Here is a 13,542-nt window from a genome sequence, read left to right on the forward strand (position 1 = left end):
TTCTTTCTATTAATAGGCCATGACTGGTGCTTTTACACGGAATGATTGAAAAGCTCCTTTTGGTTCAGATGGATAAATCTCTTTTCCCGCTAATTGATTAATAATAATGGAGTTCCGGAATGCCCCTAATCCTAAATCAGGTGCGCCCACGCCGTGCGTATGTATCTCGCCATTCTGAATAAAAAGATGATTTGGTGTAGATACGGTCGTACCAACTCGATAGTCTTTCGTAATTTCAAGTCTGCCAAACTCATCGCGGACTATAAGGTCTTCCATACTGTCAAGGAATGCCGGCACGGTTGATTTGTAGCCAGTACCAAAAACGACCGCCTCTGTGTTCACATCAAATTCGCTTTCTTCCACCCACTGTCGACATTTCAATGTCCAGCCACTTTCAGTTGGCTTTACGGCTGCAACTTCTGTCATTGCCCTAAGTTCAATGGCAAGTTCTGCATTTCCAATAGACTTTTCATACATTTTGTCGAAGATCGCAGCAATTGTCTTCGCGCTGATTCCTTTATACAACAGATCCTGTTTTGGCAGAATTTCATCTTTCTTTTCCTGAGGCAGCCGGTAAAAGAAATCTAGGTAATCTGGAGTGAAGTATTCCAACCCAAGTTTTGAATATTCCATAGGAAAAAAACCTTTGGATCTTGTATACCAGTTTAGCTGGTAACCATGCTTCTCCTGCTCATTAAGTAGGTCTTCAAATACTTCGGCCGCACTCTGTCCGGATCCGACAACTGTTATGGATTTTTTCTTTAAGACATTTTCTTTATTCCGTAAATAATCGGCCGAATGCAGGATGCTCTCTCCCATATATGGACTAAATGCAGACGGTACAGCTGGAGCACTGCCAATTCCCATGACTATATGACGGCTATAATAGACTTCAATCTGTTGAGTTTTTTCATCTCTCACACTGATCTGATAGAAAGGTTCCTCTTGATCCTTAATATACTCCAGCGCCTCCACCGCTTTTCCAAAACAGCAGCTATCAAGTTGATTCGCAGTCCAGCGGCAATATTCGTTATATTCTTTTCGCGGAATCAAGAATTTTTCAAGGAAGTAGAAATGATAAAGCCGGTCATGTTGCTGTAAATAATTCAAGTAACTATATGGGCTTGTCACATCTGCCATGCTAACTAGATCAGCAAAGAATGGTACCTGCAGTGTCGTCCCTTCAAGCAACATCCCTTCATGCCAATTAAATTCCTGCTTTTTCTCAAAAAAGACGGCATTTAGCTCCGGGGTTTTCTCTAAAAGGGCCGCAAGTCCAAGGTTAAAGGGACCTATCCCGATTCCAACCACATCATAGATAGATTGTTGCTTCTCCATACTTCCACTTCCTCTCGAAATTCTCCCGCGTACATGACATAAGTAATCCTGTTTTGTCAGGGAGTTCAATCTCTTTAATTGGGGTAAAGCCGCATTTTTCAAATAAATGAATCATCTTTGCATTCCGGATATCCGGTTCTGCCATCACTTTGTTTGTGGTAGAAGTCAGTAGTTGGAATTTCACCATTGCACGCAAAAATGGCAAAGCTAGTCCTTTTCCAAGATACTCGGGATCACCAATGAGTAAATGAATACCCTGGTCACCCTCCTCAGCCTCATAATATTTTTCAATGATATCGCCTTTTACCCAATACGACTCCCAATAGCTCATTGGGATCTCGTCCAGGCAACCCAAGTATAGTGTTTGGTGTGTATCAGCCAACGCTTTCTGCAAATGAACAGCAAATTTTTCTTTTGTAAAATTCAAGTTCCAGTAGGGTATCACATGATCTTCGTGCATCCAACTATGCAGAGTATCAATATCCCGCTCAAATTCCACTTTGACAAAAGAAAGCTGCTGATTACGGTCTTTCAGCTTTTCTTCATAACTATTTTTCATGGATGGCCAAAACCCCCTGCGCGAACGGATTTTCAATGGTCGTATAAACAGACTGTGTCTCAAGTGAGCCAACAAGCTCGTCCATATCATGAAAACGCGTCAGTAAATTGGCTTTACAAGGTAGTTCTTGTTCATAAAGCAACCTCGAGACAACCCGGTTCAATCCTTCATCTTTGCTTTCCTTACCACTAGATTCTAGTTGTTCCTGAACGAGCTGTAATAGTGTCTGCTCTGATGCTAATCCTTCCGTACCAAAATTGTTGATTATGCCTAATAAGTGATTAAAGAAGAAATAGTATTGAAGTCTTTCTTCAGCAACTTCATCAGAACAAATTGTGAAGCTTTTTTCACTTAGTTCAGGCAGGATGCTCATCAGCCGGTCTACTTTTGATTCACAATAGTAATACCCTTGATTATCTCGATAATAAAAAGTGGATGGGTACCCATTTTGAAGCTGGATAATTGAATTTTGTTGATGGGCTTCTAGAACAATTCCATACTCTTCAAACAGCCAAAGCATCGGTTTTAGTGTCATTGAAAGATACGTATTAAACCAATCCTTACTTACTTCTTCAGTACTACGGTTTTCTTCTTCTGCTAATTTTCGGATGATCGCTCCAAGCCTTGATGGTGCACCATAGGCATTGTCCTGACATAGACCTGCAATCAGGCTTGCTTGTTTATTGTTTTCATAGAAAGGATTTTCCCGAATATCAACATCAAAACCTGAATCTTGTTCAGTTGTTTTGATTGTTAGATAAGCAGGGTCCTTTATGACGCGGAAGGACGGGTGCTGCTTTCTTAAATCATCGCCCACTTTGGAATCTATTAATTTCGCGATTTCAACACCACGATCGAGTTCTTTTTGCAGATTTGCACGTAACGAGTTTGTGATTTTAACCGGAACGGAAAACTTATACATATATTTCGATGTAGCACTATAGACTGTTCTGAATGAAGAAGTGGCCGTGAATTTTTTCCCAAGCGGGCCTGCATAGATTAGTAGTCCTAGCTCAATTAACTTCTTGACTTCTTCTTTTTCGACTAGTTCTTTTGCCTGAAGCGGGTGCCCTGGAATAATGATATATGGGCTTTCTTTTTTGCAATACGATTCACGGAATCCACTGGAAATCTCCAAATCGCCGGCTAATTCCTGTTTAATGATCTCACTTGCAGATATGACTTCACTAGAGTCTTGGATGACAATCGATGAATCTGCTAGGAAGTAATGAAGCTGGAACTCCCCTTTTAATTCTGGTGAATAGTTCCATTCATCCCTATCTGATATTCCCTGCTTACTTTTCGGTGTTGGATGGAACAAGTGACCAAATAGAAGGGACTGTTCTGCTTCGATGTATGTAAAGTCAGGACTTTGAAGTGCATCAAAGTCTACTCTCCGTGCTTCCACATAGCGTTGAATATTTTGGCTACTTAGGATGACACGCAACATCAATTCATCTTCACTATCTGTTCGGCCCTGTTCATTTAATAATTCTTTAGACACGGCTGAAACCATTGTCACGTAGTCTAATTCACGCACTTGTTTGGACGCCGTTTGGTAGTAAACCGGGAAGGATATAATATGACGCCCCGTTTCCGACCAATACTTTAGTGGAACAAGCAATGCAATATCTTGGGATGCAAGATTACTGACTAATAAAGAAGTCGGTACAGTACCCTCCAGTTCAGGCCAGTTCTTTGTTTCTTCTAGACTGCAATTCCCAGTTTCTCGGAAATAACAATTCAGAAAGCTTTGCATCGTCGCCCGTTCAGCTATTTGCTTACTATTCATCATCATTCCTCCATCATCTTGAACATTTCACCTAATACCCGAATCTCATCAATGATTTCCTCTATGTGTTCAAGCTTTGTCATTGGATTCAATAGAGTCATCTTTAAATAAACCTGTCCATCAAAACGAGTTTTTGCCAAAAATGCACGTCCGCTCTTTAGTAATTCTTGCTGAATCTGTTTATTTAGAAGATTTACTAATTGATCACTTTTTCCTTCGGGATTATAACGAAATACAACTGCATTCAATTCGGGATTTTTATTTAATACGCTGAATCCTTCTGCTTTATTGATCTTCGCAGCCACTTCGCGTGCAAGATGACAAGTATAGTCAATCATTTCAGCAAATGTATCGAGTCCAACAACCTTTAATGACATCCAAAGTTTCAGCGCGTCGAATCTTCTCGTCGTTTGAATCGATTTATTGACTAAGTGGACCATACCCTCCTCTTCATCTTCCTGTGGATTCAAGTAATCGGCGTGATGCTGGATATATTGAAACGAATTGCGGTCGGAGACAAGAAAGGCACCGCAACTGATTGGTTGATAGAATAATTTGTGAAAATCAACCGTAATCGAGTCAGCCAGTTCAATTCCATTGATTAATTCTTTGAAATCCCGACTTAAAATCATCGCTCCGCCATAAGCGGCATCCACATGCAGCCATAACCCTTTTTCCATTGCAGCTGCAGACAATTCATGTAATGGATCTATAGAACCAAAATCCGTTGTTCCACATGTGGCAACAATCGCAAATGGAAGTAAATCCTGCTCCTCTAAAATCATAAGCTGACGATTCAGTTCATCTATAGAAAGACGGTGATTAGAATCCGTTTTAACCGTTATTACCGCCTGTTCACCAAGCCCTAGCTGCGCCGCGGATTTACGAACCGTAAAGTGGGCAGCCTCCGAGCATAAAATCCGCAGTTTTTTTGCTTCGGTTGGCAGACCATGTTGCTGTACATCTATATCCCAGACACGCTTACAATAGGCGTCTCTCGCCAATAACAGTCCCATATAATTAGATTGGGTTCCACCGCTTGTGAAAATCCCGTCCGCTTTATCAGAAAACCCTACCTGAGTGCACAACCAATCTATTAAACGCTCTTCAATAAAGGTTGCGGTCGAGCTTTGATCCCAGGAATCCATTGATTGATTTAGAGTACTGATAATCATTTCGGCAGCCACTGCAGGTACGAGTGTCGGGCAATGCAAATGTCCGATACAAGTAGGACTGTGTACATTGATGCTGTCATTAATAACAAACTCAGCTAGTTCAGCTGCGACACCTTCCAATGTCTCCCCTTTTATAGAACCAAGGGATAGCTCATTTAATCTCGCTTCTATTTCATGTGGTTTTTTCCCAGAATACGGCTGATTATTCTCTTTTAAAAAGTCGGTAAGTCTTTTTTCGATGATTGTTAAAGAATCGGTGTAATTATTGAAACCGGCCTCGTTATTCAAGAAAAATGGAGAATAAGCAAAATTAGTTTTATTAATCATTTCAATCATTTATTATTCACCCTCTTGCAACAGCTGCACGAACAGCTTCTTCAAAAATTGCAGTAGCTTCTCGAAGCTGGGATTCCGTTACGATTAATGGAGGCAAAAACCTCACGACGCTACCATGTCTGCCACCGACTTCTAAGATTAATCCTCTTTGGAAACATTCCTGTTGAATGGTGCTGGCAAGTTCAGAATTAGCCGGATAGCTTCCATTCGAGTTTTGCGGTTCTAAATGGTTAACCAGTTCAACACCGACCATCAATCCCCGGCCTCTAACATCCCCAATTTGTTGGATATCTTTTTGCAAATCTTTAAGAATATTCTTTAAGATTTCTCCCATTTTAGCTGCATGCTCCACAAGGTTTGTTTCTTTCATGAACTTTAAAGTTGCTGTTCCTGCTGCCATTGCCAATTGATTTCCGCGGAACGTACCAATATGAGCACCCGGAGACCATAGATCCAGATCTTTGTTATAAATCACGACGGATAATGGAAGGCTGCCACCTATTGCTTTTGATAGTACAAGAACATCTGGAATGATTCCTGCATGTTCGAAGGCAAACATTTTACCTGTTCGGCCGATACCCGATTGAACTTCGTCGATAATTAATGGAATGCCTCTCTCTTTTGTAATTCTCCTGATCTCCTTAAGCCACGGAATTGGTGCTGGAATGGAACCTCCCTCACCCTGTACTGCCTCTAAAATCATTCCTGCAGGTGCTAATAATCCAGACTCAGGATCGTTCAACAGGTTTTCGATATACTGGCTACTAATTTTGTGACTTTCCTCTCCGCCAATTCCAAATGGGCAGCGATACTGGTATGGATATGGTAGGAAATGCACGTCTGGCATTAACCCTTGAACTTTTTCCTTTGGTTTTGTATTACCGCTAATTGACATTGTCGCATGTGTTGCTCCGTGATAAGCACCTTGGAAAGATAAAATGCTTCGGTTGCCTGTAGCTGTTTTAACTAATTTAAGTGCCGCCTCAATAGCATCTCCGCCTGTAGGACCACAGAATTGAATCTTTGCATTTTTTCTGAATTCTTCAGGCAGACATTCAAAAATTTCATCAACGAACTGCTCTTTGATTGGCGTAGTAAAGTCCAATGTATGTAAAGGTCGTTTAGCTTTTAGAACATTTTCCATTTCTTCTAGCACAGCCGGGTGATTGTGTCCGAGCGCTAATGTTCCAGCACCGGCAAGAAAATCAATATATTTTTTTCCATCCATGTCTGTTAGGTATATTCCCTCCGCTTGATCGATGGCCATAGGTAATCTTCTAGGATAAGATCGAGCATTTGATTCCCTTGTGTTTTGTTGTTCCAGTAATTGATCATTTTTGGTAAGTGTGGTTGTTCCCATAATGAGCCTCCCTGTATATTAATTAATTGAGAATAATTATCATTATCACACAATTCATTCTAATGATAATGATAATTATTCTCAATGAGTAAATACGCTCATTTTTCTTCTAATAAATTCCAATAAAATTAAACAAAGGTTAAAAATGGTATTTAAATGGTTGTAACTAGGATATTCTGTTCATTTTATGACCTGGAAATTTTTCTTAAGGTTTAATTAAGATTATATTAATAAGCTTGACCTAGATAAAAACACAGAAAAGGAGGAACAAAAATGAATGGTTTGAAAGGCAGGCGTGAACTCAAACATGCAATTACCAAAGCAGATTGTTATCTATTAAGAAATAACCTACAGAACTTTATGAAGCTTGATCCCCATGGACATGATGGAAAGTATTTAATTCGCAGTGTCTATTTCGATAACTTTGACAATAAAATACTAAGGCAAAAAACAGAGGGCTTCTATCATAGAGATAAATTTAGAGCTAGACTTTATGATTATGATTCCGACTTTATTAACCTAGAAAAAAAGAGTAAGCGGGATAATTTAACCTATAAACAGAAATGTAGGCTCTCTGCTGAGGAATATGAACGAATTCGTTTGGGGGATATAGAATGGATGTCTGGGGATTCAAGGGATTTACTTCGAGATTTATATATTCAAATGACCCTTTTTCAGATCAAACCGACAACCGTCGTGGACTATGAAAGAGAAGTCTTTATCTATGAATATGGAAATGTTCGGGTGACGTTTGATAGTAACGTGAAAACCAGTTATCGGGACACAGATTTCCTGAATCCTGAATTAATCGTAGTCGATGCATTAGATCCCGATTGGGTCATTCTGGAGGTCAAATTTGATGAATTTCTTCCAGGTATCATCAAACAATTGCTTTCCATCATCGATACTAGAAAATCATCTTTTTCAAAATATCAACTAAGCAGAAGATACGGCTGATTTTCAGCTACCAATATTTTTGGAGGAATAAAACATGGATACGACCGCAACTGCAACAACTACAAGTACTTTTAATGATATTTTCAAATCTAGCTTTTTGGACAAAACCGAAAGCTTTTCAATTATTGACTCTTTAATAGGGTTACTGTTAGCGTTTGCCATTGGTTTGTTCATTTACGTTATTTATAAGAAGACCTTTTCCGGTGTGATGTACTCACACAATTTCAACATCTCTCTCATCATTATGACAATGGCTACTGCCCTAATTATCATGGGTATTTCAACTAATATCGTTATCTCTCTTGGTATGGTTGGTGCTCTCTCTATTGTACGGTTCAGAACGCCTATTAAAGACCCTATGGATTTGGTTTTCCTATTCTGGGCAGCTGCTTCTGGAATTTTGTGCGGGGCTGGTCTAATTCCACTCGTCATCATCGGTGCTATTTTAATCGGTATTGTCATGCTTGTATTTGCAAACCGTTTGACTGTAGAAAATCCTTATTTATTTATCGTGAAATACACAGATGCTTCAATAGAAAAAACGTTAGAAGAAAGGATTTCTAGTAAAGTGAAAAAACACTCTATCAAATCGAAATCCGTAATGCCTGGCAATAACCTCGAAGTGACATATGAAATTCGATTAAAGGATAATAATACTGAATTCATTAATCAAGTCAAGGACATGGACAGCGTTCATTCTGCAATCATGTTAAGTTATGACGGCAACTTCACTGCCTAAGATAGAAGGCGGACATAAAAATCTATGTCCGCTCCTCTATTTAAGAATACAGGAGGAAGGAGCCTTGGCATGTTAAAAACAAGATATGTTTTAGCGTCGATTGGTTTACTGATAGTAATTTTTATAGCAGTGATGTTTTTCCTTCCCAATCTTCAAGTTGAAAAAGCTTCGAAAGGGAAAACTTATACTGAATCTGTATTTGACCAAAGTAAGGTGACAAACGTTGATATAAAAATGGATGATGATGATTTAGTCTCCATCTTGGAGAATCCCACTGAAAAGGAAATTGTTAATGCCGATGTAACGATTGATGGAGAAACGGTTAAAAATGTAGGCTTTCGAACCAAGGGAAACCTTTCCTTAAATTCTGTTGTCCAAATGGAAGATTCTGATCGTTACAGCTGGAAGATAGACTTTGATTATTATCAGGAAGATCAAGATTTACACGGCTTGAAAAAATTGGCTTTAAATAACAATTACAGTGACCCAACCTATATGAGAGAGTATCTTTCATATGAGCTAATGGAAAAAATGGGCATAGCAACTCCCGGTCATTCCTATATGTACGTGACCATTAACGGCAAAGAATGGGGTTTGTATTTAGGTGTAGAAGCTATTGAAGAAACATTTTTAGATACTAACTTTGCTGATGGCACCGGGGACCTTTATTATCCTGATGGCACCGGAAGTGATTTAAAATGGATTAGCGATGATATTGATGACTACACAGGAATAAACTTAAAAACAAACGATAATTCCGATCAATCTGCTATGATCAAAATGCTTGATGTTATCAATAATGGCGGGAATTTAGAAGAAGTATTAAATGTTGACGAAATGCTGCGCTACTTTGCAGCTAATACAGCTCTTGTCAACCTCGATCACTATCAAGGCGATAAAAAGCATAATTACTATTTATATGAAGAGAACGGCGTCTTTTCCATCCTGCCATGGGACTATAATATGTCATTTGGTGGTTATTCAGGGGGCGGGGGCAGAAAGGGACAAGCCGCAGAGGATGAAAAGGCAGCTGATCAAAAAGATGCTGCAACAGTTAATGGTGATACAACTGCTGCTAATGCTAATGCTAATGATGATGACAATGCAGAATTCCCTGGTGGTTCACCGAATATGAACGGTGGTGCCATGATGGACATGAGCTCCAATTTCATGAATGAAAGCATTATTAACTTCAGCATTACAGAGCCTGTGTCAGGTACGACACTTGAGAATCGGCCTTTATTAAATGCCCTGCTTTCCAACGAAGAGTACCGCGAAAAATATTATGATTATCTAGACGACATTGCCACAGATTTTTTCTCTAAAGAAAATATGACAGCAATGACAACTGAGATTTCCACATTAATCTCACCATATGTGGAAAAAGATCCGACAAAATTCTATACATTGGACGAGTATACAGAAGCAACGTCAGGCAAAGAAACCCTGGTTGATTTCGCTACCAAACGTGCTGATTCTATCTTGGCACAACTTTCTGGAGATCTAGTTGTTGAAGCTGAAACAGAAAGCAGTATGGGCGGTGCAGCTCCTAATATAGACGATGGAGAAGATGGCGCACCTCAGCCTCCTAATATGGGTGACGGTGAGAATGGTGCAGCTCAGCCTCCTAACATGGGCGGCGGTGAGAACGGTGCAGCCATGCAGCCCCCTAACATGGGTGATGGTGAAAATGGTGCAGCTATAAAGCCCCCTGGTATGAACGAGAATATGGGTTCGCAAGGAGTGGCTAACAGCAGTTACTCCAAAGAAACGATAATTCTATCTTCTGTTCTCCTTTTATTACTATTTGGCGCAATGGCATTCGCTCACTTCTTTAAACGAAGAGGAAAAAGAGGCTAACTGCCTATTAATTTCGTTACAATCAAGGTATCCCAAACTAAAATTCGGGGTACCTTTTTTTATTTCATTAGCTTAATACCCTCTATCTATTTCCCAACCAAATGACTCTAGTACAAAAATAATTTCTTTCCCTATTATTCTTTATTTCTATAAAAGTTCACGAAAAAAACCAAAAATCAACTTGGACAGACGCCAAAAAAAAATCTAAAAAAATAAATACCTTGATTTCCTACTAATATGATTAACCACGCTCCAAGCGCCTTTTCATAACACTTTCTTGAGCTTATTCCTCCCTCTTCCTGACTTAACAAACTGCTCTCATCGATTATTTTTAAACTTATAATTACCCTTATTTGGTATAAAATAGTAAAATAGAGAGAGGACTGAACCTCTATTCAGAGAGACTGGTTACTTGTTTATTATTTTTATAAACTGGGTAAAGATTTCCATCATTAATTTTCCGATTTTCCATTATCAATCTTGTCAAAACGTGTCGGTGTCAGGGGGGGAACGAATGAAAAGAAATCATACAATGATGCAATTTTTCGAGTGGCATCTTGAAGCAGATGGCTCTCATTGGGACAGATTGAAGTATGAGGCTTCCAAGTTGAAAGATATAGGAATTGACTGTGTTTGGCTTCCGCCAGTTACAAAAGGGCAATCCGTAGGGGATAACGGCTATGGAATTTATGACGGATACGATTTGGGTGAATTCGACCAAAAAGGATCCGTTCGAACCAAATACGGAACAAAAGAGGAATTGCTTCAAGCAATAGCCACATGTCATAACTACGGGCTTTGCGTGTATATCGATCTAGTTATGAACCATAAGGCTGGAGCTGATGGAACTGAAAAATTTGAAGTCATTGAAGTCAACCCGGACAACCGGATGGAAGACATTTCAGAACCGTTTGAAATTGAAGGTTGGACAACATTCGATTTTCCAGGCCGTAATAATCAATACTCTGATTTTAAATGGAATCATACTCATTTTAATGGAACGGACTATGATGCCGGAAACGACAAAATGGGTGTGTACCGGATAACAGGGGAAAATAAACATTGGAATAAGCATGTTATTGATGAATTTGGTAATTACGATTACTTAATGTTTGCGAATATCGATTACAGTCAGCCAAAAGTTCGCCAGGAGATGATTAGCTGGGGAAAATGGATGGTCGACACGTTAAAATGCGATGGTTTTCGATTGGACGCTGTAAAACATATTGATTATGAATTTATTAATGATTTTTTAAAGGAACTCCTCCCTTATACAAAGGAACATTTCTTCATGGTCGGAGAATTTTGGAAGGCCGATGTGAAGGCTTGCCAAACTTACTTAGAACAAACAAATCATGACCTCAGCTTGTTCGATGTTTCTCTGCATTATAAATTTCATGAAGCCTCAAAAGCAGGCTCTAAGTTCGACCTCTCAACCATCTTTGATCATACCCTCGTTAAAACCAATCCGGCACAGGCCGTTACTTTTGTCGACAACCATGACTCCCAGCCACATGAATCACTAGAATCTTGGGTAAAGGACTGGTTTAAACCATCAGCATATGCCCTTATCTTGCTGAGACTTTGCGGTTACCCCTGTGTCTTTTACGGAGACTATTACGGAATTGGCGGACCTTCTCCAGTTCCTGGAAAAAAAGATATTTTAGACCGCCTCTTATTTGCTCGATATGAAAAAGCCTATGGAAAACAAGAAGACTATTTCGATGATCCAAACACGATAGGCTGGGTCCGACTTGGAGTCGAAGAAATAGAAGGGTCTGGATGTGCTGTCATTGTTTCCAATGGAGACCACAACAGTGAAAAGAGGATGTTCGTCGGTGAACATCGTGCTGGTGAAATCTGGATTGACCTGACCTTTCATAGAGATGATCATATCACCATTGAAGAAGATGGTTTCGCAACCTTTCCTGTTCATGGTAAAAGTGTATCTGTTTGGGCGTTGAATATGTAAAAGTACATGCCCTTAGACCATACCTTCAAAAAACAACAGCAAAGAACAGCATGTGGGGTAATAACATGCTCTTCTTTGCTGTTTTATACAAAATCATATTTTAAAGTTCACACCCTAAAAACGATAGAAGGACGAATCATTCATCCACTAGAACAAAGTTGATTTTTTCATCCTAATCAAACATGGTAAGATAAGGGAAAAAGGAGCTGAGGGAAAAATGAAAAATGAAATTATTAAAAGATTTACTTCCTATGTAAAGGTGGATACGCAATCCAATGAGGAAAATCCCACATGTCCTTCTACAACCGGACAGTTAACTTTGGCAAATACATTAGTAGAGGAATTACAAGCAATCGGGATGACAGAAGTGACAATTGATAAAAATGGCTATGTTATGGCGACTTTGCCTGCCAATTCAGAAAAGAAAGTACCGACTATCGGATTTTTGGCTCATATTGATACGGCGACGGATTTTACTGGGAAAGATGTAAAACCGCAAATTGTTGAAAATTATGATGGTAGTGATCTTACTTTACATAAAAAATTGAATGTCATCCTATCACCTAATGATTTTCCTTCGCTTAACGACTATAAAGGGCATACCTTAATCACAACGGATGGAACAACCCTACTCGGCGCAGATAATAAGGCTGGCATTGCCGAAATTATGACAGCTATGGATTATTTAATTCATCATCCAGAAATCAAACATGGAAAAATCCGCGTGGCCTTTACTCCCGATGAAGAAATCGGCAGAGGACCACATAAGTTTGATGTAGCTGCTTTCGATGCTCAATTTGCCTATACAGTAGATGGCGGTCCACTTGGTGAACTTGAATATGAAAGCTTTAATGCGGCATCAGCCAAGATCACTATCAAAGGGACGAATATACACCCTGGTACTGCCAAAGGGAAGATGATCAACTCGGCTAAGATTGCCATGGATCTCCACAGCAGGCTCCCTCGAGAAGAAGCACCGGAATATACAGAAGGTTACGAAGGATTTTATCATCTCCTTTCATTTCACGGAGATGTTGAGGAAACCAAGCTTTCCTACATTATTCGAGATTTTGACCGCCAACAATTTAACAACCGTAAGAACTATATAGCGAAAGTCACTGAAGAATTAAGAGAAAAATATGGTCAAAATCAAATCCTTCTTGAATTGAATGATCAATACTACAACATGAAGGAAAAAATCGAGCCGGTTAAAGAAATCGTCGACATTGCCTATGAAGCAATGGAGAAACTCGGAATCAAACCAAAAATCTCACCAATCCGCGGTGGTACGGACGGTTCTCAACTATCGTATATGGGCCTACCAACACCAAATATTTTTACAGGCGGCGAGAACTTTCATGGCAAATACGAATTCATTTCCGTCGATAATATGATGAAGGCCACCAACGTGATTGTTGGAATTGTCTCTCTCTTTGAGGAAAAAGCAAATTAAA

The 13,542-nt window shown here is 39.5% G+C and carries 10 protein-coding genes; 5 read left to right on the forward strand and 5 right to left on the reverse strand.

Annotation, left to right across the window (positions count from 1 at the left end):
• Positions 1–9: 9 nt before the first annotated feature.
• Genes JFV29_RS27745 through JFV29_RS27765 form a run of 5 tightly spaced genes read right to left on the reverse strand, consistent with a single transcriptional unit; the run spans position 10 to position 6,560 of the window.
• Positions 10–1,338 carry a lysine N(6)-hydroxylase/L-ornithine N(5)-oxygenase family protein gene (locus JFV29_RS27745; RefSeq protein WP_201187702.1) on the reverse strand — a complete coding sequence of 443 codons (1,329 nt, stop codon included), beginning with the start codon at positions 1,336–1,338 and terminating at the stop codon, positions 10–12.
• Complete coding sequence (locus JFV29_RS27750) at positions 1,313–1,897, reverse strand: GNAT family N-acetyltransferase (protein ID WP_201187704.1); 585 nt, start codon at positions 1,895–1,897, stop codon at positions 1,313–1,315. The genes JFV29_RS27745 and JFV29_RS27750 overlap by 26 nt, the downstream gene beginning before the upstream one ends.
• Positions 1,887–3,692, reverse strand: a complete 1,806-nt coding sequence (locus JFV29_RS27755) for an IucA/IucC family protein (RefSeq protein ID WP_201187706.1) — start codon at positions 3,690–3,692, stop codon at positions 1,887–1,889. Before JFV29_RS27755 ends, JFV29_RS27750 begins: the two co-directional genes overlap by 11 nt.
• The gene (locus tag JFV29_RS27760; protein ID WP_201187708.1) at positions 3,692–5,200 is read right to left on the reverse strand and encodes a pyridoxal phosphate-dependent decarboxylase family protein; all 1,509 of its coding nucleotides are present in this window, start codon (positions 5,198–5,200) and stop codon (positions 3,692–3,694) included. The genes JFV29_RS27755 and JFV29_RS27760 overlap by 1 nt, the downstream gene beginning before the upstream one ends.
• A gap of 7 nt (positions 5,201–5,207) precedes the next feature.
• On the reverse strand, positions 5,208–6,560 hold the full coding sequence (locus JFV29_RS27765) for an aspartate aminotransferase family protein (RefSeq protein ID WP_053348344.1): 1,353 nt from the start codon (positions 6,558–6,560) through the stop codon (positions 5,208–5,210).
• A 273-nt stretch (positions 6,561–6,833) separates the two neighbouring features.
• On the opposite strand from JFV29_RS27765, the gene JFV29_RS27770 reads away from it, so the two are divergent.
• The 5 genes from JFV29_RS27770 to pepT all read left to right on the forward strand — a co-directional run bounded on the left by JFV29_RS27770 (position 6,834) and on the right by pepT (position 13,541).
• On the forward strand, positions 6,834–7,517 hold the full coding sequence (locus JFV29_RS27770) for a polyphosphate polymerase domain-containing protein (RefSeq protein ID WP_056522033.1): 684 nt from the start codon (positions 6,834–6,836) through the stop codon (positions 7,515–7,517).
• Positions 7,518–7,551: 34 nt separating this feature from the next.
• Complete coding sequence (locus JFV29_RS27775; protein ID WP_057216250.1) at positions 7,552–8,256, forward strand: DUF4956 domain-containing protein; 705 nt, start codon at positions 7,552–7,554, stop codon at positions 8,254–8,256.
• A 69-nt stretch (positions 8,257–8,325) separates the two neighbouring features.
• Positions 8,326–10,116 carry a CotH kinase family protein gene (locus tag JFV29_RS27780; protein ID WP_201187715.1) on the forward strand — a complete coding sequence of 597 codons (1,791 nt, stop codon included), beginning with the start codon at positions 8,326–8,328 and terminating at the stop codon, positions 10,114–10,116.
• Between the two features lie 514 nt (positions 10,117–10,630).
• Entirely contained in the window at positions 10,631–12,088 is a 1,458-nt protein-coding gene (locus JFV29_RS27785) for an alpha-amylase (RefSeq protein ID WP_201187717.1), read from the forward strand.
• 217 nt (positions 12,089–12,305) lie between these two features.
• Positions 12,306–13,541, forward strand: a complete 1,236-nt coding sequence (gene pepT / locus JFV29_RS27790) for a peptidase T (RefSeq protein WP_201187719.1) — start codon at positions 12,306–12,308, stop codon at positions 13,539–13,541.
• Position 13,542: the final 1 nt, after the last annotated feature.

The organism is Peribacillus sp. TH16, from assembly GCF_016651095.1.
GTDB lineage: Bacteria > Bacillota > Bacilli > Bacillales > DSM-1321 > Peribacillus > Peribacillus butanolivorans.

Coding starts and splice junctions, on each gene's coding strand:
- JFV29_RS27785 (WP_201187717.1), top strand. CDS start 10,631: ATGAAAAGAAATCATACAATGATGCAATTTTTCGAGTGGCATCTTGAA.
- pepT (WP_201187719.1), top strand. CDS start 12,306: ATGAAAAATGAAATTATTAAAAGATTTACTTCCTATGTAAAGGTGGAT.
- JFV29_RS27745 (WP_201187702.1), bottom strand. CDS start 1,338: ATGGAGAAGCAACAATCTATCTATGATGTGGTTGGAATCGGGATAGGT.
- JFV29_RS27765 (WP_053348344.1), bottom strand. CDS start 6,560: ATGGGAACAACCACACTTACCAAAAATGATCAATTACTGGAACAACAA.
- JFV29_RS27770 (WP_056522033.1), top strand. CDS start 6,834: ATGAATGGTTTGAAAGGCAGGCGTGAACTCAAACATGCAATTACCAAA.
- JFV29_RS27775 (WP_057216250.1), top strand. CDS start 7,552: ATGGATACGACCGCAACTGCAACAACTACAAGTACTTTTAATGATATT.
- JFV29_RS27750 (WP_201187704.1), bottom strand. CDS start 1,897: ATGAAAAATAGTTATGAAGAAAAGCTGAAAGACCGTAATCAGCAGCTT.
- JFV29_RS27780 (WP_201187715.1), top strand. CDS start 8,326: ATGTTAAAAACAAGATATGTTTTAGCGTCGATTGGTTTACTGATAGTA.
- JFV29_RS27760 (WP_201187708.1), bottom strand. CDS start 5,200: ATGATTGAAATGATTAATAAAACTAATTTTGCTTATTCTCCATTTTTC.
- JFV29_RS27755 (WP_201187706.1), bottom strand. CDS start 3,692: ATGATGAATAGTAAGCAAATAGCTGAACGGGCGACGATGCAAAGCTTT.